Source organism: Sphingomonas populi, from assembly GCF_004208535.1.
GTDB classification, from domain to species: Bacteria; Pseudomonadota; Alphaproteobacteria; order Sphingomonadales; family Sphingomonadaceae; genus Sphingomonas; species Sphingomonas populi.
This window is the reverse complement of sequence record NZ_SGIS01000009.1, coordinates 132,207-153,750: the sequence shown is the minus strand read 5'-3', so window position 1 is coordinate 153,750 and position 21,544 is coordinate 132,207. Positions and strand designations below refer to the sequence as shown.

At 65.7% G+C, this 21,544-nt stretch carries 18 protein-coding genes; 12 read left to right on the top strand and 6 right to left on the bottom strand.

All coding sequences use genetic code 11. The annotated features are described in order from the left end of the window. A partial coding sequence (locus tag EWE75_RS25285) for a hypothetical protein (RefSeq protein ID WP_206364721.1) occupies positions 1–187 on the top strand: 187 nt, incomplete at its 5' end. Here EWE75_RS25285 and EWE75_RS08205 read toward each other — a convergent pair. Continuing rightward, positions 145–1,035: a LysR substrate-binding domain-containing protein gene (locus EWE75_RS08205; RefSeq protein WP_130156301.1), complete on the bottom strand. Its 891-nt coding sequence runs from the start codon at positions 1,033–1,035 to the stop codon at positions 145–147. The two genes, EWE75_RS25285 and EWE75_RS08205, sit on opposite strands and share 43 nt — an antisense overlap. Positions 1,036–1,350: 315 nt before the next feature. On the opposite strand from EWE75_RS08205, the gene EWE75_RS08200 reads away from it, so the two are divergent. After that, positions 1,351–3,633, top strand: coding sequence for a CDC48 family AAA ATPase (locus EWE75_RS08200; RefSeq protein ID WP_130156299.1), 2,283 nt, complete (start codon positions 1,351–1,353; stop codon positions 3,631–3,633). Positions 3,634–3,750: 117 nt separating this feature from the next. Here the strand turns inward: EWE75_RS08200 and EWE75_RS08195 are convergent, their stop codons facing one another. Beyond that, a complete protein-coding gene (locus EWE75_RS08195; protein ID WP_130156297.1) occupies positions 3,751–4,071 on the bottom strand; it encodes an antibiotic biosynthesis monooxygenase family protein in 321 nt (106 codons plus the stop codon). 86 nt (positions 4,072–4,157) lie between these two features. Between EWE75_RS08195 and EWE75_RS08190 the strand changes: the two genes are divergently transcribed. After that, positions 4,158–4,772 carry a class I SAM-dependent methyltransferase gene (locus EWE75_RS08190; protein ID WP_130156295.1) on the top strand — a complete coding sequence of 205 codons (615 nt, stop codon included), beginning with the start codon at positions 4,158–4,160 and terminating at the stop codon, positions 4,770–4,772. A 15-nt stretch (positions 4,773–4,787) separates the two neighbouring features. On the opposite strand, the gene pdeM is transcribed toward EWE75_RS08190, so the two are convergent. Continuing rightward, positions 4,788–5,450, bottom strand: coding sequence for a ligase-associated DNA damage response endonuclease PdeM (pdeM, locus tag EWE75_RS08185; protein ID WP_130156293.1), 663 nt, complete (start codon positions 5,448–5,450; stop codon positions 4,788–4,790). A gap of 133 nt (positions 5,451–5,583) precedes the next feature. Between pdeM and EWE75_RS08180 the strand changes: the two genes are divergently transcribed. Further along, a complete protein-coding gene (locus tag EWE75_RS08180) occupies positions 5,584–7,518 on the top strand; it encodes a potassium transporter Kup (protein ID WP_130156291.1) in 1,935 nt (644 codons plus the stop codon). 7 nt (positions 7,519–7,525) lie between these two features. Here the strand turns inward: EWE75_RS08180 and EWE75_RS08175 are convergent, their stop codons facing one another. Then, the gene (locus tag EWE75_RS08175; RefSeq protein WP_130156289.1) at positions 7,526–8,590 is read right to left on the bottom strand and encodes an SDR family oxidoreductase; all 1,065 of its coding nucleotides are present in this window, start codon (positions 8,588–8,590) and stop codon (positions 7,526–7,528) included. 123 nt (positions 8,591–8,713) lie between these two features. On the opposite strand from EWE75_RS08175, the gene EWE75_RS08170 reads away from it, so the two are divergent. The 8 genes from EWE75_RS08170 to EWE75_RS08135 all read left to right on the top strand — a co-directional run bounded on the left by EWE75_RS08170 (position 8,714) and on the right by EWE75_RS08135 (position 18,235). Next, positions 8,714–9,517 (top strand): DUF72 domain-containing protein, encoded by an 804-nt coding sequence (locus tag EWE75_RS08170; protein ID WP_130156287.1) that lies wholly within the window; start codon positions 8,714–8,716, stop codon positions 9,515–9,517. Positions 9,518–9,644: 127 nt separating this feature from the next. Next, positions 9,645–10,280 (top strand): aldehyde dehydrogenase iron-sulfur subunit PaoA, encoded by a 636-nt coding sequence (gene paoA / locus EWE75_RS08165; protein ID WP_130156285.1) that lies wholly within the window; start codon positions 9,645–9,647, stop codon positions 10,278–10,280. Continuing rightward, positions 10,277–11,233 (top strand): FAD binding domain-containing protein, encoded by a 957-nt coding sequence (locus EWE75_RS08160; protein ID WP_130156283.1) that lies wholly within the window; start codon positions 10,277–10,279, stop codon positions 11,231–11,233. Before paoA ends, EWE75_RS08160 begins: the two co-directional genes overlap by 4 nt. Continuing rightward, positions 11,230–13,443, top strand: coding sequence for an aldehyde oxidoreductase molybdenum-binding subunit PaoC (gene paoC / locus EWE75_RS08155; RefSeq protein ID WP_130156281.1), 2,214 nt, complete (start codon positions 11,230–11,232; stop codon positions 13,441–13,443). The genes EWE75_RS08160 and paoC overlap by 4 nt, the downstream gene beginning before the upstream one ends. A gap of 17 nt (positions 13,444–13,460) precedes the next feature. Next, a complete protein-coding gene (locus EWE75_RS08150) occupies positions 13,461–14,063 on the top strand; it encodes a cysteine hydrolase family protein (RefSeq protein ID WP_130156279.1) in 603 nt (200 codons plus the stop codon). A gap of 227 nt (positions 14,064–14,290) precedes the next feature. Then, entirely contained in the window at positions 14,291–16,273 is a 1,983-nt protein-coding gene (locus tag EWE75_RS08145; protein ID WP_130156277.1) for a putative bifunctional diguanylate cyclase/phosphodiesterase, read from the top strand. Positions 16,274–16,387: 114 nt separating this feature from the next. Further along, positions 16,388–17,479 carry an aromatic ring-hydroxylating oxygenase subunit alpha gene (locus EWE75_RS08140; protein ID WP_231708275.1) on the top strand — a complete coding sequence of 364 codons (1,092 nt, stop codon included), beginning with the start codon at positions 16,388–16,390 and terminating at the stop codon, positions 17,477–17,479. A gap of 30 nt (positions 17,480–17,509) precedes the next feature. After that, positions 17,510–18,235: a GntR family transcriptional regulator gene (locus EWE75_RS08135; protein WP_130156275.1), complete on the top strand. Its 726-nt coding sequence runs from the start codon at positions 17,510–17,512 to the stop codon at positions 18,233–18,235. Between the two features lie 16 nt (positions 18,236–18,251). On the opposite strand, the gene mgrA is transcribed toward EWE75_RS08135, so the two are convergent. Both mgrA and EWE75_RS08125 read right to left on the bottom strand, forming a co-directional pair. Next, positions 18,252–19,328, bottom strand: coding sequence for an L-glyceraldehyde 3-phosphate reductase (mgrA, locus tag EWE75_RS08130; protein WP_130156273.1), 1,077 nt, complete (start codon positions 19,326–19,328; stop codon positions 18,252–18,254). Positions 19,329–19,396: 68 nt separating this feature from the next. Continuing rightward, complete coding sequence (locus EWE75_RS08125) at positions 19,397–21,529, bottom strand: acetate--CoA ligase family protein (protein WP_130156271.1); 2,133 nt, start codon at positions 21,527–21,529, stop codon at positions 19,397–19,399. Between the last annotated feature and the right edge of the window lie 15 nt (positions 21,530–21,544).

Sequence of the window (21,544 nt, the reverse complement as noted above, 5' to 3'; positions counted from 1 at the left end):
CTGGCACAACTTCGAACAACTCTCGAAAACCACGCACCTGCATCTCCCGGTCTTTCCAGAAGACGCTTCAGAATCCTTTTTCCTGCCCGGCGCTACTCCCTCCAGCTCAAATGCGATTCCCCTGCCCCGGAGGGGAGAGGGCTTTTACACCGATGGATCGGCGATCGCCGTAACCAGCCAATCATGAAACAGCTTCACCGGCCGCTGCAACATCGCGCGCGGGCGGCAGGCGAACCAATAGCTGTACGGGCTCTCGATCTCGATATCGAATAGCCGCACCAGCCGGGGATCACGCGCGTCCTCGAAATGGCTTTCGTGCATGAACGCGACGCCAAGCCCCTGCGCGGCCGCCTCCAGCATCAGCGGCCCCGAATCGAAATGGTCTATCGCCAGCGGCGGCGTGTTCTCGAGCCCGGCGGCGGCGCGGAATTCGGTGAACAGGTCGGGCATGTCCTTATGGACAAGCGCGGTCAGCCCGGCGAGCTGTTCGGGCTTGGTGATCGGCTTGGGGCCTTCGAGCATCGCCCGTGCGCCGATCACATAGATCGAATTGCGGTCGAGCCGCTTGCCGTACAGCGCCGGGTCCATCTCGCGTGCGAGCGCGATCACCGCATCGAGTCCCTCGCCGAGCCGGGCGAAACCGTGGCCGGCGGTGTCGATGTCGAGGTGCAGCTCGGGATGTTTCTCGCGCAGTTCGGCGAGCTTGGGGAACAGCCGCTGCGAGGCGAACAGCGGCATGATGCCAAGCCGCAACCGCAGCATTTCGGTGCCGCTGGTCATGATCTCGACCGCGTCGGAGAGGCTGTCGAGCGCGGGCGCGATCTGCTGGAGCAGCCGCTCACCGTCGGCGTTGAGCACCACCGCCTGATGCCGCCGTTCGAACAAAGGCTTGCCGATGAAGCGCTCCAGCGCCTGGACGCGGCGGCTGAGCGCGGGCGCGGACAAGGCGAGTTCCTGCGACGCGGCCTTGATCGAGCCGAGCCGCGCGACTTGAACAAACGCCTCGATCGCGGTCAGGGGTGGCAGTCTGCGCATCGAACTCCGGGTTCCTTGTGCAGCGCAACATAATTGCTTCGCAGCGAATCTACCACCCTCATCATGCAAAAAGCGAGTCACGATTGCAATTTATGCATGCCAACATAATCTCTTCGCACTTGCACAAGATCGTGCTGCACTGCACATAGGGGGTGCCTTTCAGGCATCCTCTCCTAAAACTTTCACGGCCAGTCCTTCGGGGCTGGCCTTTTTTTGTGTTCGATACGCCGCTCGGGCCGCCGCTCCGGCGGACCCCTCGCATTGTCCGTTCCGTCATCCTATCTCCTGCGCTTGGACGTGCGACGGGAGCGAAAGATGGCCGACGGCGAGGTAGCGGTAAAGAAAGTGCAGGTCGCCAACGCGCGCCCCGAGGATAGCGGGCGTGGGCTCGCGCATGTGCCGCGCGTGCTGATGGCCGCGCTCGGTCTGGCCGAAGGCGATGTGATCGCGATCGAAGGCAAGTCGATCACGCCGGCGCGCGCGGTCTCGCCCTATCCCGAGGACGAAGGGCTGGAGATTCTCCGCATCGACGGGCTTCAGCGCGCCAATGCCGGGGTCGGCTCGGGCGACTTCGTCGAAATCCGCAAGGTCGAATCGAAGCCTGCGACCCGCGTTGTCTTCGCACCTGCACAACAGAATCTGCGCCTGCAAGGCTCATCCAACGCGCTCAAGCGGACCTTCCTCGGGCGTCCGCTCACCCAAGGCGATGTCGTCGCCACCGCAGGGCAGCAACGCGTCGAGAACATGCCGCCGGGCGTCCAGCAATTCCTGCGCTCGCCCGCCTATGCGCTCCAGGAAATCCGCCTCGCCGTCATCAGCACGACCCCGAAAGGCGTCGTGCATGTGGACGAGAATACGGAAATTGAACTTCGTCCCGAATATGAGGAACCCAAGGAAGCGCGCCGCGCCGACGTCACCTATGACGATATCGGCGGCATGGGGCCGACGATCGACCAGCTCCGCGAAATGGTCGAACTGCCGCTGCGCTACCCCGAATTGTTCCAGCGTTTGGGCGTCGATCCGCCCAAGGGGGTGTTGCTGCATGGGCCGCCCGGCACCGGCAAGACCCGGCTCGCGCGTGCGGTCGCCAACGAGAGCGCGGCCGAGTTCTTCCTCATCAACGGCCCCGAGATCATGGGCTCGGCCTATGGTGAGTCGGAGAAGCGCCTGCGCGACGTGTTCGAGGAAGCGGCCAAGAACGCGCCCTCGATCGTCTTCATCGACGAGATCGATTCGATCGCGCCCAGGCGCGGTCAGGTCTCTGGCGAGGCCGAGAAGCGGCTGGTCGCGCAGCTCCTCACGCTGATGGACGGGCTGGAGGCGCGCGCCAATGTCGTGGTGATCGCCGCCACCAACCGCCCCGAGGCGATCGACGAGGCGCTCCGGCGGCCGGGACGGTTCGACCGCGAGATCATCGTCGGTGTGCCCGACGAGCGCGGCCGGCGTGAAATCCTCGGCATCCACACGCGCGGCATGCCGCTTGGCGACAAGGTCGATCTCGCCGAGCTGGCGCGCACCACCTACGGCTTCGTCGGCGCCGATCTCGCCGCGCTGGCGCGTGAGGCGGCGATCGAGGCGGTGCGGCGGATCATGCCGCGCCTCAACCTCGCCGAAGGCACGATTCCGCCCGACGTACTCGATACCCTGGCGGTCACCCGTGAGGATTTCCTCGGCGCGCTCAAGCGTGTCCAGCCGAGCGCGATGCGCGAGGTGATGGTCGAGGCGCCGCGCGTCCGCTGGGAGGATGTGGGCGGTCTCGACGATGCGCAGATGCGCTTGAAGGAAGGCGTCGAGCTACCGCTCAAGGACCCCGACGCGTTCCGCCGCATCGGCATCCGTCCGGCCAAGGGCTTCCTGCTCTACGGTCCGCCCGGCACCGGCAAGACCTTGCTGGCGAAAGCGGTCGCGCGCGAGGCGGAGGCGAACTTCATCGCCACCAAATCAAGCGACTTGCTCAGCAAATGGTATGGCGAGAGCGAGCAGCAGATCGCCAAGCTGTTCGCGCGCGCAAGGCAAGTCGCGCCGTGCGTGATCTTCATCGACGAACTCGATTCGCTGGTGCCCGCGCGCGGCGGCGGCATGGGTGAGCCACAAGTGACCGAGCGGGTGGTCAACACGATCCTTGCCGAGATGGACGGGCTGGAGGAATTGCAGGCGGTCGTCGTGATCGGTGCCACCAACCGGCCCAATCTGATCGATCCCGCGCTGCTGCGGCCGGGCCGGTTCGACGAGCTGATCTACGTCGGCGTACCCGATCGCGACGGGCGCGAACGCATCCTGCGCATCCAGAGCGCGAAGATGCCGCTCGCGGACGATGTCGATCTCGCTGATCTGGCCGGGCGGACCGACCGTTTCACCGGCGCCGACCTCGGCGATCTGGTGCGCCGCGCCGGGTTGATCGCGCTACGCCAGTCGCTGTCGATCGGTCAGGTGACTCAGGCGCATTTCGACGCCGCGCTCAAGGACTCGCGCGCCTCGGTGACGCCCGAACTGGAGCGGGAATATGAGCAGATCGGGACAAGGCTGAAACAGGATGCATCTTCGCTCCAGCCGATCGGCTTCGTCTCGCCGGGGCAACTCAGGCCCAAGTCGGAATAGCCCACCGTTTATGAAACCCGTTCGTGTCGAGCGAAGTCGAGACACCTGCCACAGCGTTTGTGGCACATCCCTCGACTTCGCTCGGGACGAACGGAGTTTCAGACAGCGCTTGCGGCGTCAGCCGGGCCACCGATAGCCGCGCGTAGCCTCGGCGACGATCACCTCATAAGACTCATACCACCGCCCCCGCCCAAGCTCGCGAATTTCAGAATGGCGCGGGTGCGAACGCCACGCCAGCGCGCTCGCCGCGTCGGCCCAGAAGCTGATGGTGATGCCGAACCCGTCCAGCCCACGCGTGCTCTCGACGCCGCGATAGCCGGGTTGCCGCGCGGCAAGTGCCGCTATCTCCTCGGCAGCCGCAGCATAGCCGGGGTCATCGACGGCGGTGCGCGCCGACAGGAAGATGACGAGCGTCTGTCCGGTGCGGTCCTGATCCATGCCGCCGGGCGATGCGCCGTCGGCAATGGGCTTGCAACCGATTTGCCGACGTGTTGGTTACGCGAATGTGACAACCAGAACAGGATATGCCGTTGACCCTCTCGACCATCGGTGATCGATCGCCAGCGCCGGCGCGCCGGCCATCGCAGCAGGCGCTGTTCCTGCGCGGATTCCTCAAGCATCCGGTGATGGTGGGGTCGGTCGTGCCCTCCTCGCAACGGTTGATCCGGCAGATGCTGTCGCGGGTGGATTGGGCCAAGACCAAGCTGTTTGTCGAATACGGCCCCGGCGTCGGCACCTTCTGCCAGCCGATCCTCGACCGGCTCGCGCCCGACGCGACGCTGATCGCGATCGACACCAACCCCGATTTCATCGACCATCTGCGCGACGAGATTCGCGATTCGCGCTTCATCGCGCATCTCGGCTCGGCGGCGGACGTACAGGCGATCATCGCCGAACATGGCTTCGAGTCGGCCGATTACGTGTTGTCGGGCTTGCCTTTCTCGACGCTGCCGTCCGGCGTCGGCGAAGCGATCGCGACCGCGACGCATGACGTATTGCGGCCCGGCGGCGCGTTCCTCGTCTACCAGTTCCGCGCGCGGGTGCGCGATTTCCTCGCCCCCGATTTCAAGCGGATCGATCACGGCTTCGAATGGTGGAACGTGCCCCCCGCGCACCTGTTCTGGGCATGGAAGGACTGAACGGCGGCGGGGGCCTCAAGCCGCGATCGGGAACCGCAGCAGCCGGTTCTCGACCGGCACCAGCGCTTCGGCACCAAGTCCCACCGCGCGGACGATTTCGGGATGCCCCGCGTCAAGCCCGCCGGTGAGCGATCCGAACGCCGGCAGGATCAGCTTGGTCGGCGTCGCCACGAAGCAGCGGCGCGAGATGCTCTGGCCACGCACGCGCAGCCGCAGCTTCGGGTGGTAATGGCCCGACAGTTCGGGGCGCGTCTCGCCCGCCACCGCCTCGTGCCGCAGCACCAGCCCATCGACCACCGCTTCCTCGACGACCTCGCCGCCGCAGCGATCGATCAGCCGGGCATCGTGATTGCCGGTGATCCACGTCCAGCGCCGCGTGGCCGCCAGCGTGCGCAGCATCGCCTGTGCGGCTTCGGGCAAGCGCTCGCAGCCAGCGCTGTCGTGGAAGCTGTCGCCAAGGCACCAGATTTCCGCAGCATCGGTCGCGGTCGCCAGCGCGGTGAGATCGGCCAGCGTCGCCAGCGAATCATAGGGCGGCAACATCTGCCCGCGCATCGCGAACCAGCTCGCTTTCTCGAAATGCAGATCCGCGACGATCAACGCCGCCCGCGCCGGCCAGAACAAGGCCCCCTGCGCGAGCGCGACCAGCTCGAAATCTGCGAACGAAAAGCGAACCATGCCCCGCTATGCGGCCAAAGCGGTCTGAGGATCAAGCGGTCGATCGGGCGCATGGCGCGCCGCAACAATTCCCTTTGCAGGCTCGTTCAGCGCGCGTACAGCCGCGCGTCTAACGTCAGGTCCAAAACCCGTCATGTCCTCCGTGCCTGAAGCGACAGGTCATCCCGCACATCCGCATCCAGCACTCGTAGCGACGACGGTCGGTGCGATCGGCGTGGTGTTCGGCGATATCGGCACCAGCCCGATCTACGCGTTCCGCACCGCGCTCGCGCTCACCACCGCCGACGGCGCCGAGGTGAACGAGGTGATCGGCGTGCTGAGCCTAGCTCTGTGGTCGCTGATCTTCGTGGTGACGATCAAATATGTCGTCTTCCTGATGCGTGCCGACAACCACGGCGAAGGCGGCGTGCTCGCGCTGACCGCGTTGGCGCGGCGTTCGCTCGGCAAACGCTCGCTGATCGCGCTGGTGCTCGGCGCGTCGGGTGCGGCGCTGTTCTACGGCGACGCGATCATCACGCCGGCCTTGTCGGTGCTGTCGGCGGTCGAGGGGCTGAAGACGCTGCCCGGCGCGGGCACGATGTTCAGCGACGATCTGATCCTGCTGCTGACGATCGCGATCCTGATTGGGCTGTTCGCGATCCAGTCGCGCGGCACTGCGCATGTGTCGAAGCTGTTCGGCCCGGTCTGCATCCTGTGGTTCCTGTGCATCGGCGGGCTCGGGCTGTGGCACATCACTGACGAAATCTCGATCCTGCGCGCGTTCCTGCCGCATTACGGCGCGATCTTCCTGTTCACGCACGGCGTCACCGGGCTGTTCGTGCTCGGCGCGGTGTTCCTGACCGTGACGGGCGCCGAGGCGCTGACCGCCGACATGGGCCATTTCGGGCGCCGGCCGATCCGCATCGGCTGGTTCGCACTGGTGCTGCCGTGCCTGTTCCTCAACTATCTCGGGCAGGGCGCGTTCGTGCTGAGCGCGCTCGAGGCCGCGCACAAGGCGGGCGGCGACATCGGCGACCGCGACTGGTTCTTCCTGATGGCGCCCGAGCCGGTGCGGCCGGTGCTGGTGATTCTGGCGATGCTGGCGACGATCATCGCCAGCCAGGCGGTCATCACCGGCGCGTTCTCGCTGACGCAACAGGCGATCCAGCTCGGCTTGCTACCGCGGCTGCGCATCCGCCAGACCTCGGCGTCGCAGGCCGGGCAGATCTATCTCCCCTCGGTCAATTGGATGCTGCTGGTCGGCGTGCTGATCCTGGTCGTCCAGTTCCGCACCTCGTCTTCGATGGCGGCGGCCTATGGCATCGCCGTCACCGGCACGATGGTCGTCACCACCTGCCTCGCCTATATCGTCGTGCGGCACACCTGGGGCTGGTCGCGGTTGCGCGCGATCCCGGTGATCGCACCGTTCCTCGTGCTCGACGTGATCTTCTTCGGCGCCAATATCCTGCGCGTGATCGAGGGTGGCTGGGTGCCGCTGCTGGTGGCGGCGGTCCTCGGCTTCATGATTTATACCTGGGTGCGCGGGCGCGGCATCGTGCGCGCGTTCGAGAAGCGGCAGAGCATCCCGCTCGCCGATCTCGCCGCCGCGCTCGCCAAGCGCCCGCCCGAACGCGTCGAGGGCACGGCGGTGTTCCTCACCGCCAATGCCGAGGGCGCTCCCGGCGCGCTGCTCCACAACCTCAAGCACAACAAAGTGCTGCACGAACGCAATCTGATCGTCAGCATCCGCACCGCCGACCGCCCGTTCGTCGATGCCGACGAACGCGTCCGCGCCAAGCCGATCGACGACAATTTCAGTTCGGTCGTGCTGACCTACGGCTTCATGGAATCGCCCGACGTGCCGCACGATCTCGGCCTCGCAAGCACCGACGCGCGCAAACTGCTCAACCCGGCGAAGACGAGCTATTTCATCGGCCGCAACACGATCAAGCCCGTCGCCGATGTCGGCATGCCGATCTGGCAGGACCGCATCTTCATGTTCCTGCAACGCAACGCCAGCGACCCGACCGACTTCTTCCATATCCCGCCGGGTAAGGTGCTGGAGCTGGGCGAACAGGTGACCGTCTAGTCGCGCGTCACGGAATCAGCCGCTCGGCGCGAAGCTGTTCGAACAGATCGGTAAAGGCGTCGTCGGTCGGCTGATAGCCGGTGAAGCCCAATCGCCGGCTCTTCGACATGTCGGTGACGACTTCGACCGGCCGGCCGAGATCGGCATCGGTATGCCACGGCGAGGCGAGCCGGGCGAGATCGGGTTCGGCGAGCCCCTCGCGCTCGGCGATGCGCCGCCACACCGCCGCATCGTCCGCCATCTGCGTTTCGAGTGGGAGGATCTCGCCGTCGAACGGCGCTGGTTCCAAACCGAACCACGCGGCGATGCGCTCCCACATCCAGCTCCAGCGGAAGACATCGCCATTGACGACATTGAACGCCTCATTGGCGGCGGCGGGGGTTTCGGTCGCCCACAACAGATGGTGCGCGAGCAGCTTGGCATCGGTCATGTCGGTCAGCCCGTGCCACTGCGCGGGTGACCCCGGAAAGCGGAATGGCCGCCCGATCTCGCGGCAGAGCGTGGCATAGACGGCGAGCGTCGTGCCCATGTTCATCGCATTGCCGACCGCCTTGCCGATCACGGTATGCGGACGATGCACGCTCCAGGTGAAGCCATCGCGCGCGGCGGCGGCGAACAGCTCGTCCTCCTGCGCGTAATAGAAATTCTCGACATCGAGCCGGCCCTGCTCCTCGCGGAACGGCGTCTGCGGCAGCGTGCCTTTGCCATAGGATTCGAATGGCCCGAGATAATGTTTGAGGCCCGTCACCAGCGCGACATGTCGCGCGCCGGCGTTGGCGGCACGCAGACCGTCGAGCAGGTTGCGCACCATCGCCGAATTGACGCGGATGTTCTCGGCCTCGCTGTCCTGCCGCAACCATGTCGTGATGAACACCGCGTCGATGCTCAGTCCGGCGATTGCCGAGGCGGTCGCTTGCGCGTCCTGAAGGTCGGCGGCGACCGGCGTGACACGGGCCTGCTGAAGCGGGCGTCGGGCCAGTCCGTGTACGGTCCATCCCTGTGCATCGAGTAACGCCGCCGTCGCGCTGCCGACGATCCCGCTCGCGCCCACCACCAATGCCGATCCGGCCATCTCGAAACTCCGTTCTGTCAGGCGGTTGAGCTAGGCATCCGGCGCACGGCATTCCACCTCGATATTTTCGGGCGGCGCGGGAACCATTGGGCGCGCACCGCAAGCGTGCGCTATACTGCCAGCATGAGCGACACCCCTGCGATTCGCGTCGGCATCGGCGGCTGGACCTACGAGCCGTGGCGCGGCAGCTTCTTTCCCGAGAAATGGCCGCACAAGCGCGAGCTCGAATATGCGGCAGGCAAGTTGACCGCGATCGAGGTCAACGGCACCTATTACAGCAGCCAGAAGCCGGCGACCTTCGCAAGCTGGGCGAAGGCGGTGCCCGACGGTTTCGTCTTCACGCTCAAGGCGTCGCGCTATTGCACCAACCGCAAGGTGCTGGCCGAGGCGGGCGAATCGGTCGCCAAGTTCGTCGGTCAGGGCATCGTCGAGCTGGGCGATCGGCTCGGCCCGATCCTGTGGCAGTTCATGGCCACCAAAAAATTCGACGCGGACGATTTCCGCGCCTTCCTCGCGCTGCTGCCGGCCAGCCACGACGGCGTATCGCTGCGTCATGCGGTGCAGGTCCGACACGAGAGCTTCGCGGTGCCGGAGTTCGTCGCGATGGCGCGCGAGGCCGGCGTGGCGCTGGTCTACGCCGACTCGGCCGACTATCCCGCCATCGCCGACGTGACCGGCGATTTCGTCTACGCGCGGCTGGAGAATGCGACCGAAGACGAGCCGGCGGGCTATGCCCCGCAAGCGCTCGATCACTGGGCCGACGTATCGCGCCGCTGGGCGCGCGGCGAGCAGCCCGGCGGCCTGCCATATGCGTCGTCCGAACCGCCCGACAAACGCCCGCGCGAGACCTTCGTGTTCTTCATCAACGGCGCCAAGGTCCGCGCGCCGCATGGGGCTATGGCGCTGATCGATCGTCTGAAGGCGTAGCGCCCAAGCGCTCAATCATGAATCCCGCTCATTGCTGATATGAACGCCGGTCACGGTGACAGAATCGTGAGATGTGCGTTAGACCGTTGTGAAACGCGATTCCCGTACAGCAAAGAAAGACGATGCGATGCCGAACATGCCGGAACCGGTAGTGTCGAGGCGCGGCGTGCTTGCCGGTGGCGCGGCGACCGCCGTCGTCGCCACAAGCCATGCCAGCGCGCGGACGGGCGACAGGCCCGCCGCCGATCCCGCGCCGGTGAAGGTCTCGTTCAAGGTCAATGGCGAGCGGCATGACCTGACGCTCGATACGCGCACGACGTTGCTCGATGCGCTGCGCGAGCATCTCCACCTCACCGGCACCAAGAAGGGCTGCGATCATGGCCAGTGCGGCGCCTGCACCGTGCTGGTCGATGGCGTACGGATCAATTCCTGCCTCAGCCTCGCGGTGATGCACGAAGGCGATGACGTCACCACGATCGAGGGTCTCGGCACGCCCGAAAAGCTTCACCCGCTTCAAGCCGCATTCGTCAAACATGATGGCTATCAGTGCGGCTATTGCACGCCGGGGCAGATCTGTTCGGCGGTCGGCGTGCTCGACGAGATCAAGCGCGGCGTGCCGAGCCATGTGCAGGCCGACATCGCCGTCAGCCCGGCTTTCTCGAACCTCGAACTGCGCGAGCGGATGAGCGGCAACATCTGCCGCTGCGGCGCCTATTCGAACATCGCCGAGGCGATCGCCGAAGTGGCCGGAGAAAAAGCATGAAGGCGTTCACCTACGAGCGGGCGCATGATCCCGTCGCGGCGGCGCGCGCGGTGGCGGCCCGGCCCGGCGCGCGCTTCATCGCCGGTGGCACCAATTTGCTCGACCTGATGAAGATCGAGGTGGAAACCCCCGTCCACCTCGTTGACGTGCAGGATCTCAAGCTCGATCGGATCGAGCCGACCGACGCCGGCGGGCTGCGCATCGGTGCGCTCGTCACCAATACCGATCTCGCCACCGATTCGCGCGTCCGCCGCGATTACGGCGTGCTCTCGCGCGCGATCGTCGCGGGCGCCTCGGGTCAGCTCCGCAACAAGGCGACGACCGCCGGCAACCTGCTCCAGCGCACGCGTTGCGCATATTTCTACGACACCAACATGCCGTGCAACAAACGCAAGCCCGGCTCCGGGTGCGCGGCGATCGGCGGCATCTCGCGCCAGCTCGCGGTGATCGGCTCCAGCGACAAATGTATCGCCACGCATCCGTCCGACATGGCGGTGGCGATGCGCGTGCTCGACGCCACGGTCGAGACGGTCAACGCGATTGGTGAGACCCGTGCGATCCCGATCGCCGACTTTCACCGCCTGCCCGGCGATACGCCGCATATCGAAACTGCGCTGGCACCCGGCGAGCTGATCACGGCGGTGACGTTGCCAAAGCCGATCGGCGGCAAGCACGTCTACGAGAAGGTGCGGGATCGCGCGTCCTACGCCTTCGCGCTGATCTCGGTCGCCGCCGTGATTCAGCCCGACGGCACTGGCCGCGTCGCGCTCGGCGGCGTCGCGCACAAGCCCTGGCGCGACGAAGCGGCGGAGGCGGAGCTGCCGCGTGGCGCCAAGGCTGTCACCGCCAAGCTGCTCGCCGGCGCCAAGCCCACGCACGACAATGCGTTCAAACTGCCGCTCGCCGAACGCACACTGGCGGCGGCGATGGCCGAAGCGAGGACGACCGCATGAAGTTCGAAACGCCCGAGGGCGCCAACCCCATCGACCGGATGAATGTGGTCGGCCGCGCGCATGTACGGATCGATGGCCCGCTCAAGACCACCGGCACCGCGCCCTACGCCTATGAGCATCACCGCGAGATCGCGAATGCGGCCTATGGCTATGTCGTCGGTGCGGCGATCGGCAAGGGCCGAATCAGCGCGATCGATCTCACCAAGGCCAAGGCGGCGCCGGGCGTGGTGGCGATCGTTACCGCCGATACCGCCGGCAAGCTCGGCAAGGGCAATTTCAACACCGTCAAGCTGCTCGGCGGCCCTGACATCGATCATTATCATCAGGCGATCGCCATCGTCGTCGCCGAGACGTTCGAACAGGCGCGTGCGGCAGCGGCGCTGATCCGCGTCGATTATGCGCGCGCCGAGGGCCGGTTCGATCTCGATGAGGCGCTGAAGACCGCGGCGCTCACCGGCGGGGACAGCGACGACGGCAAGCCGGCGGTCGACCGGGTCGGCCAGTTCGACCAGGCATTCGCGGCCGCTCCGGTCAAGCTCGACGCGCACTACAGCACGCCCGACCAGAGCCATGCGATGATGGAGCCGTTCGCATCGATCGCTTCGTGGCGTGGCGATGAACTGACGGTATGGACCTCGAACCAGATGATCGATTGGGGCCGCGGCGATCTCGCCAAGACGCTCGGTATGCCCAAGAATAAGGTCCGTTTGGTGTCGCCCTATATCGGCGGCGGGTTCGGCGGGAAGCTGTTCCTGCGCAGCGACGCCGTGCTCGCCGCGCTCGGCGCGCGGGCTGCGGGCCGACCGGTCAAGCTGGCGCTGCAACGGCCGCTCATCGCCAACAACACCACGCACCGCCCCGCCACGCGCCAGCATATCCGCATCGGCGCGACCAAGGACGGCATCATCACCGCGATCGCGCATGACAGCGGTTCGGGCGATCAGCCCGGTGGCGGCCCGGAGACGGCGGTCAACCAAACCAAGAAATTGTACGCCGGTGCCAACCGAATGACCTCTATGCACCTCGCCGAGATCGATCTGCCCGAAGGCAATGCGATGCGCGCGCCGGGCGAGGCGCCGGGGCTGATGGCGCTGGAAATCGCGATGGACGAAATGGCCGAGAAGCTCGGCATGGACCCCATCGCCTTCCGCATCAAGAACGACACGCAAGTCGATCCCGAGAAGCCCGGGCGCAAATATTCCGAACGGCAGCTCGTGCGCTGTCTCGAAGATGGCGCCAAGCGGTTCGGCTGGTCGCAGCGCAACGCCAAGCCAGCGCAGGTCCGCGGTGGGCGCTGGCTGATCGGCATGGGCGTCGCCACCGCGTTTCGCGACCATATGAACATGACGTCGGCCGCGCGCGTCCGGCTCGGCAAGGGTGGCATCGTCACGGTCGAGACCGACATGACCGATATCGGCACCGGCAGCTACACGATCATCGCGCAGACCGCCGCTGAGATGATGGGCGTGCCCGTCAACGCGGTGGTCGTAAAGCTCGGCGATTCGGACTTTCCGGTGTCGGCGGGGTCGGGCGGCCAGTTCGGCGCGGCCAACGCGACCGCCGGCGTGTATGCTGCGTGCGTGAAACTGCGTGAGGCGGTGGCGCAGCGGCTCGGCTTCAACTCGGCGGATACGATGTTCGAGGGCGGCAAGGTGCGCAGCGGCAACCGTTCGGCCGATCTCGCCCAGGCCGCCGATGCCGGCGAATTGGTCGCCGAGGACAAGATCGAATATGGCAAGCTCGACAAGACCTATCAGCTTTCCACCTTCGGCGCGCACTTCGTCGAGGTCGGCGTGGATGCCTACACCGGGGTCATCCGCGTCCGGCGAATGCTCGCGGTGTGTGCGGCGGGGCGTATCCTCAACCCGCAGACCGCGCGCAGCCAGGTGATCGGCGCGATGACGATGGGCGTCGGCGGCGCGTTGATGGAGGAGCTGACGGTCGACACGCGCTTCGGCTTCTTCGTCAACCACGATCTCGTCGGCTACGAGGTGCCGGTCCATGCCGACATCCCGCATCAGGAGGTCGTGTTCCTCGACGAAGCCGATGACAAGGCGAACCCGATGAAGGCCAAGGGCATCGGCGAACTCGGGCTGTGCGGCGTCGGCGCGGCCGTTGCGAATGCGGTCTACAACGCCACCGGTGTCCGCATTCGCGACTATCCGATCACGCTCGACAAGCATCTCGAACACCTGCCGGCATTGGTCTGAATCATCGGAGAGCTGACATGAACCCCGCCACCACCGCAGTGCTGTTCATCGAATATCAGAATGATTTCGTGAGCGAAGGCGGCGCGCAGCACGCCGCCGTCGCGGAGGTGATGGCGCAGACCGATATGCTCGCACACAGCCGGGTGGTTGCGGCGCAGGCGCGTGCGGCTGGTGCGACGATCCTGCACGCGCCGATCACGTTTGCCCCCGGCTATCCCGAAGTGCCGAGCGAACCCTATGGCATTCTTGCCGGGATCGTTCAGGCGCAGGCCTTTCGCAAGGGCACCTGGGGCGCCGAGTTCGCGCCGGACATGACGCCGGCGGACGCTGACATCGTCATCGAGGGCAAGCGCGGGCTGGATTGTTTCGCCAGCACCAACCTTGATTTCATCCTGCGCCAGCGTGGGATTGCCGATCTCGCCATTGCCGGGTTCCTCACCAATTGCTGCGTCGAATCGACCATGCGCTCGGCCTATGAACGCGGCTACCGCGTGGTCACGCTGACCGACTGCACCGCCACGCTCAGCGCAGCCGAGCAGGACGCGTCGATCACCAAGAATTTCCCGATGTTCTCGCGCCCGCTCGATCACGTCGCCTTCCTGGCGGAACTGGGAAGCTGAGCTTCGTCGCCTTCGCGTCCGGGAGGACCATTCGGGTTCTGAATATCCAGCGCTGCTGATCTATGCAGGTAGCGACCGTGAAGAAGATCGGTCGCGTCCCGCATACGATCCGGGCGGGAAGAATCGCGCGATACTGTACTTGGACACTGCAGGGCGCTTGATCTTTGTTCGATCATAGGCTCTTCTTAACCTCTGCACATGCATAGCCATGTTTGGAGGTGTTGGGCATGTTGCGCCGTTTCTACGCTTGGCTCAGCTTCGCTGGTGAACCCGATATTCGGGTCGCGCAATATGGCGAGCTCAAGCGGCAGATACCTCTCATGTATTCGCTGCTGATCCTCAACGCGTGTGCGGTGAGCTACACCCATTATGCTTACACGCCGGGGTGGCTGACGGTGGAGATCGCCGGGGGGCTGATCCTGATGTGCTGCTGGCGGCTGACGATATGGGTGTTTGCGCCTCCCGTCACCGCAATCGACGCGGTGGTGGCCCGCCGGACGTTGCGCAGGACGACGATTTTCGCCGGCCCGCTGTGCGTGGCCTTCATTAGCTGGTCGCTGGCGCTCTACCGCTATGGAGGCCCATCCGAGCACGCGCACGTCTCGCTTTTCGTCGCGGTCACGGTGATCGGTTGCATCTTCTGCCTGATCAGCGTCCCGCAGACGGCGCTTCTCGTCACCATAACGGTGCTGAGTCCGTATCTCGTCTACAATTTTCTCTACGGCAGCTCGGTCTTTATCGCGATGGCGCTCAACATCGTTTTGGTGACGGGCGTGATGATCCGGGTGTTGCAGAACAGCTTCGCGGCGTTCGCGACTCTCGTGCGATCGCAGGTTAGCCTGGCTGCTGAACAGGCGGAGGCCGAACGCCTGAGCAGGGAAAACGCCCGGCTGGCGCTGACCGACGTGTTGACCGGCCTGCCCAACCGGCGACACTTCTTCGCCCAGCTCGACTCGGTTTTGACATCCCGCAAGCTGACCGGCGAGCGGTTCGCCGTCGGCGTTCTCGATCTCGACCGCTTCAAGCCGGTGAACGATACCTATGGGCATGTCTTCGGAGACCGTCTTCTCGCCGCTGTAGGCGCACGGCTTGAGAGCCTGGCCGGCAAGGCGTGCGAGGTGGCCCGGCTGGGCGGCGACGAATTCGGAATCCTGATCCTGAACGACATCGATCACGCTCGTGAGATCGGCCAGCGGATTTGCGACCTGCTGACCGAGCCGTTCGACATCGAAGGGCAGCGGATCGCTCTTGGGTGCTCTGGCGGGGTCGCGATCTTTCCCGATGCCGGCGCTTCGGTCCATCAACTGTTCGACCGTTCGGACTACGCGCTGTATCACGTCAAATCGCTTAACCCCGGTGCGTGCGCGCTGTTCTCGGCGGAGCATGAGACGCTCATCCGATCCGAACGCGTCCTCGAAGCGGCGATGCAGACCGCCGATTTCGACACGGAACTGCACGTCCAGTTTCAACCGATCTTCTCCACGGAGAATATGGCCGTACTCGGCGTCGAAGCGCTGGGACGCTGGACCAGCCCGACACTCGGCCCGATCAAGCCTGACCAGTTCATCATGGCTGCGGAGCGGCTCGGCCTGATGCACGTCATCACCGCCAGCCTGTTCCGAAACGCACTGACGTGCTTCGCCCAAATGCCCGAACATATCGGACTCTCGTTCAACCTGTCGGCGCGCGACATCGTCTCCGCCGACACGATCGACCTGCTCATCGACATGATCGAGCGTGACGAAATCGATCCCAAGCGGATCACGTTCGAGCTGACCGAAACCGCGTTGATGCGCGATTTCGAGGCGGCCGTCGCCAGCATCAAACGCTTGCGCGCGCTGGGCATACGAATCGCGCTGGACGATTTCGGATCGGGCTATTCGAGCCTGAGCTATCTGCACCGACTTCCGCTGGACAAGGTCAAGGTCGATCGCAGTTTCATCGCGGACATGGATGAGGCGTCGGGACGCAACATCATTTCCGCGATCCTCGGGCTATGCCAGACGCTCGGACTCGATTGTATCATCGAGGGGGTCGAGACGGATGGTCAACTCCAGCAGTTGCGCGAGCTCGGCTACAGAATGGCGCAGGGCTATTTCTTCGCCCGGCCAATGGGGCTTAGGGCGTTCCTCAAATCGCTGGACGGTAGATGGGCCACCGATTTCCAGCCAAGGCCGGCAGGCAAACCGAGGCTTCAAATCGTAGCGTGACAGGTCACGGAAAAGGTGCCGCCCGGCCCACCGGGTCTGCACGGTGACGACGATTTCCTTGACATTGGATCCAGTAAAGCCTGTATTGGATCCAACGAAGAGGAGATCGATGTCGTGAGCGAAGGTGGGACGCCGTGGATTCGTAACGCATGGTATGTCGCCTGCGCGGCAGACGAGATCGGGGCCAGCCCGCTCGGTCGAACCATCTGTGGTGAGAAGATGGTCTTCTTTCGAAGCTCGGAAGGGGCCGTATCCGCGCTCGAAGATTTCTGTCCGCATCGCGGTGCGCCGCTTTCCCTGGGCTTCGTTCGGGATGGCGCGCTCGTGTGCGGCTATCATGGTCTGGCGACCGACTGCCGTGGCAAGGTCTCGGACATGCCCGGGCAACGCGTAGGCGGCTTTCCGGCGATCCGCAGCTATCCGATCATCGAACGCTATGGTTTCGTCTGGGTCTGGCCAGGTGATGCGGACGCGGCGGACCCCGCCAAGCTTCACCATCTCGAATGGGCGGAAAGCCCGCAATGGGCTTACGGCGGCGGCTATTATCATATCGCCTGCGACTATCGCCTGATGGTCGACAATCTGATGGACCTCACCCACGAAACCTATGTCCATGCCAGCAGCATCGGGCAGAAGGAGATCGACGAGGCGCCGGTCAAAACCCGCGCCACGCCGGAAGAGGTCGTCACCAGCCGCTTCATGGACGCGATCGTCGCGCCGCCCTTCTGGCAGATGGCGCTGCGCGGTGCAGGATTGCCCGACGACGGGCTGGTCGATCGCTGGCAGATTTGCCGGTTCACCCTGCCGAGCCATGTCATGATCGAAGTCGGCGTCGCGCTCGAAGGGCGCGGTGGATATGATGCCGAGGATGCGGCCAAGGCATCCTCGATCGTGGTCGATTTCATCACGCCCGAGACGGAGACGTCGCATCATTATTTCTGGGGCATGGCGCGCCGCTTCGCCATCGCGGACGCGGCGCTGACCGATACGATCCGCGAAGGGCAGGGCAGGATTTTCGGCGAAGACCTGGAGATGCTGGAACGGCAGCAGGCCAACCTCAGCCGCTATCCCGATCGCAAGCTGCTCAAGCTCAACATCGATGCGGGCGGGGTACGCTCACGCATGATGATCGAGCGCGCCATCGCCGCCGAGCAGCCGGGCGCCGAAGCGCAGGACATCGACACGGCGGAGATGGTTGAACTTTGACAGCGGCGCGAGTCTGTCCAGAAGCGCACCATGAACGATCGACCATCACCGCCAACGCCAGCCGGGAAGCCGCTCAAGCCCGGCCAGCATGTCATCGTCTCGCTGCGGCGGATGATCGCCGAAGGCACGTTCCAGCCCGGCGAACGGATCGGCGAAGTCGCCACTGCCGATGCGCTCGGCGTGTCGCGCATGCCGGTGCGTACCGCGCTGCGCGCTCTGGAAGCCGAAGGGCTGGTGGTCAGGCTGGGCGCGCGGGGCTATGCGGCGCGGTCGATCACGGCGTCGGAGATCAATGGCGCGATCGAAGTGCGCGGGGTGCTGGAAGGGCTGGCCGCCAGGCGGCTGGCGCAGCGCGGGCTGACTGCGGCGGAACAGCATGCGTTTCGAACCTGTCTAGCCGACGGTGCGGCGATCTTCGCCGAGGACGTGCTGGCCGATGGCGCGCTCGACCTGTTCTACGCCTATAACGTCGCGTTCCACGCCTTGCTGATCGACGCGAGCGGCAATCCTTCGATCGGCTACGCTCTGGCGCGCAACAACCATCTCCCGTTCGCGTCGGCATCGGCACTGGCACTCGACTGGAGCGACCGTCCGTCCGAGTTCGAGCATCTGCGCAGCGCGCATCAGGCGCACTGCGATGTCATTGACGCGATCCTGCGGCGCGATCCCGACGACGCTGAACGCATCATGCGGGATCATGCCTGGGCGGCGGTCGGCAGCGGGCGGGTGTTCGGGGGGATACCGCCGGGACCGTAACCGCCGTGCGGCACCGTCAGACAGGCACGCCTTGCGCCGCCGGCACCGTCGAGATTTCAGACGAACCCGACCAGATGTTGATCCCGCCGTCCTCGGCCGCCGCATCGATCGCGGCAAGCTCGTCCGCCGTGAACGCAAGGTCTTTCACGGCATCGAGCGAGTCGTCGAGCTGTTCGACCGTGCGCGCGCCGATCAGCGCCGAGGTGATACGCGGATCGCGCAGAACCCAGGCGATCGCCATCTGCGCGAGCGTCTGGCCACGCTGCCTGGCGATGTCGTCGAGCGTGCGGATCGCGGACAGGTTCCGCTCGCTCAACAGCGCCTGCGACAGCGATCCTTGCCGGTTTGCCCGCGCGTCTTCCGGCACGCCACCGAGATATTTGCTCGTCAGCATCCCCTGGGCAAGCGGCGAGAACGCGATGCAGCCCGTGCCGAGCGCGTCCAGCGTGGCGAGCAAGTCCCGCTCGATCCAGCGGTTGAGGATCGAATAGCTCGGCTGATGAATGAACAGCGGAACCTTCTCTTCGGCCAAAATCGCAGCGGCCTGCCGGGTCAGTCCGGGTTCGTAGGACGATATGCCGACATAGAGCGCCTTGCCCTGTCGATGAAGCTGGACCAGCGCGCCCATCGTCTCCTCGAGCGGCGTGGCCGGATCGACCCGGTGCGAATAGAAGATGTCGACATAGTCGAGTCCCATCCGCTTGAGACTCTGGTCGCAGCTCGCGATCAGATATTTCTTGGACGAGCCGACATCGCCATATGGCCCCGGCCACATATCCCAGCCCGCCTTGGTCGAGATGATCAGTTCGTCGCGGTGGGCGGCGAAGTCGGCGGCGAGGACGCGCCCGAAATTCTCCTCCGCCGATCCGTAGGGCGGGCCGTAATTGTTGGCGAGATCGAAGTGGGTGACGCCACGATCGAACGCCCGGCGCAGGATCGCCCGGCCGGTTTCGAACACGTCGGCGCCGCCGAAATTCTGCCACAGCCCGAGGCTGATCGCCGGCAATCTGAGGCCGCTGCGTCCGGTGCGGCGATAGGGCATGCGCCCATCATAGCGCGCCGGATCAGCGGTGTAGGGCGCGGGAAACGGCATGGTTGATCTCCTCAACGATCGCGGCTTCCTCTAGCCTGCCTTCGGAGATCAACCAAGCCGCCCGGCGATCAGGCCGACGTCAGGATCAGCGCGTCGAGCGCGATCACGCCCTTCGGATAAACGATCACCGGGTTGAGATCGATCTCGGCGATGCTCGGCGCCGACAGCATGATCCGGCCGACCGTCGCCACCAGCGCCGCCACCGCGCGCACGTCGAGCGCTGGCGACCCGCGAAACCCGCGTAGCAGCGCCGCGCTCTTGAGCTGGTACAATTCCCGCTCGATCGCCGCGACAGGCAGGTCCGGTGTCAGCAGCCGGACATCGTGGAGGATTTCCGCCGTCACGCCGCCGAAGCCGATCAGGATCACCGGCCCCCATTCGGGATCGTTCTTCGCGCCGACGATCAGCTCGACCCCGCGCTGGCCCATCGCCTCGATCAGCACGCCGTCGAGCGTGAGGCCGGGATCATAGGCCGCGACATTGGCATAAAGCCGCGCCCACCTAGCGCGCAACGCATCGGCATCGGCAAGGTTGAGGATCACGCCGCCAGCATCGCTCTTGTGGCTGAGATCGGGTGACTGCGCCTTGATCGCGACCGGATAGCCAAGCCGCTCCGCACCCGCGAGCGCGTCTTCCACAGTGATGGCGAACACACCCGCAGGGACCGGAATACCGAGCGGCGCCAGCAGCGCCTTCGCGCGATATTCGGGCACCACGCCACCGGCGGGCAGATCGAGACCGGCGATCGGTTCGGTCACCGCCTCCGCGAAATCACGCGCCGCATGTGCAGTCAGCCGCTTGAGCGCACGCAACGCGCGTTCGGTCGAGGGGAAATATGGGATGCCGAGCGCACGAAGCTGCGCGAGATACTCGGCTGACACCGGCGCGCCCTCGTCCAGCCCGGCGAAGATCACCGGCTTGGCGGGCTTGAACTCGGAGACCGCGCGCAGGATCGGCGGCACCTTGATGCCGACCGTCACCGGATCGGTCTGGATGATCCCGGTGACGATGCTGCCGAAGCGATCGTCGCCAAACAACGCCGCGAGCGTGCGGTAATAGAGATCGGGATCGACCAGCCCCTGCGCGGTCAGGTCGAGCGGATTGCTCACCCCGACGAACTCGGGCAGCGCCGCCCGCAGCGCCGGCGCGGAGGCATCGTCGATCACCGGCAGGTCGAGATCGAGCGCCTCGCACAGATCGAGCGTCAGCGCCTTGAACGCGCCCGATTCTCCGAGCACCGCGACGCCCTCGGGCGGGATCGTCGGGCAGCGCAGCGCGATCTCGGCGATGTCGCCAAGCTCCTCCAGCGTTTCGGCGAACACCACGCCCGCCCGCTCGACCTTGACGCGCATCACCGCATAGTCGCCCGCCATCGCGCCGGTATGCGTCGCGGCGGACTCACGCGCCGCGCTCGACTTGCCCGGATGCAGCAGCACGATCGTCTTGCCGAGCGTCCGCGCACGCCGCGCCGCCGCGAGGAAGCGCTGCGGTTTGCGAAACTGCTCGACGATCATCGCGATCACCTGCGTGGCGGGGTCGTCGAGCAGATACTCGACATAGTCCTCGACGCCCGACGCCGCCTCGTTGCCGGTCGAAACCGAGAAGGACAGGCCGAGGTCGCGGCTCGCCAGCGTCGTGCCGAGCACGCACGCCATCGCGCCGCTCTGCGAAACGATGCCGATGCCCTTGCGATCGCCCAGCGCCACCGCGTCTGTCTCGACGAAGGTGAGCGGTACGCGATCGATGAAGTTAGTCATGCCGAGGCAGTTCGGCCCCTCCACCACCATCCCCGTCTCATACGCGATCCGGCCGATCTCGCGCTGTTCGGCCAGCCCTTCCTCGCCACCTTCGGCGAACCCGGCCGAGAAGATCACCGCCGCGCCGACGCCGCGCGCCGCCAGCGCCCTGACCGTGTCGAGCACCGCCACGCGCGGGATCGCCAGCACCGCCGCATCGACACCATCTGGAAGGTCATCGACCGAGGCGAGGCACGGCCGTCCGCCGATCTCGGCGCGCTTGGGGTTGATGAGGTGGACCGCCCCGGAAAAGCCGTTGCGGTCCAAATTGGCCAGCACCGACGCGCCGAGCGCGCCGAGCTTGTCGGATGCGCCGACGATCGCGACCGATCGGGGCCGCAGCAGCCGATCGAGCGTGTGACCGGGTGCCAAAGCGGCGGGTGGCGTCAGGGTCTCGACCGTCATGATGTCCGCTCCCGC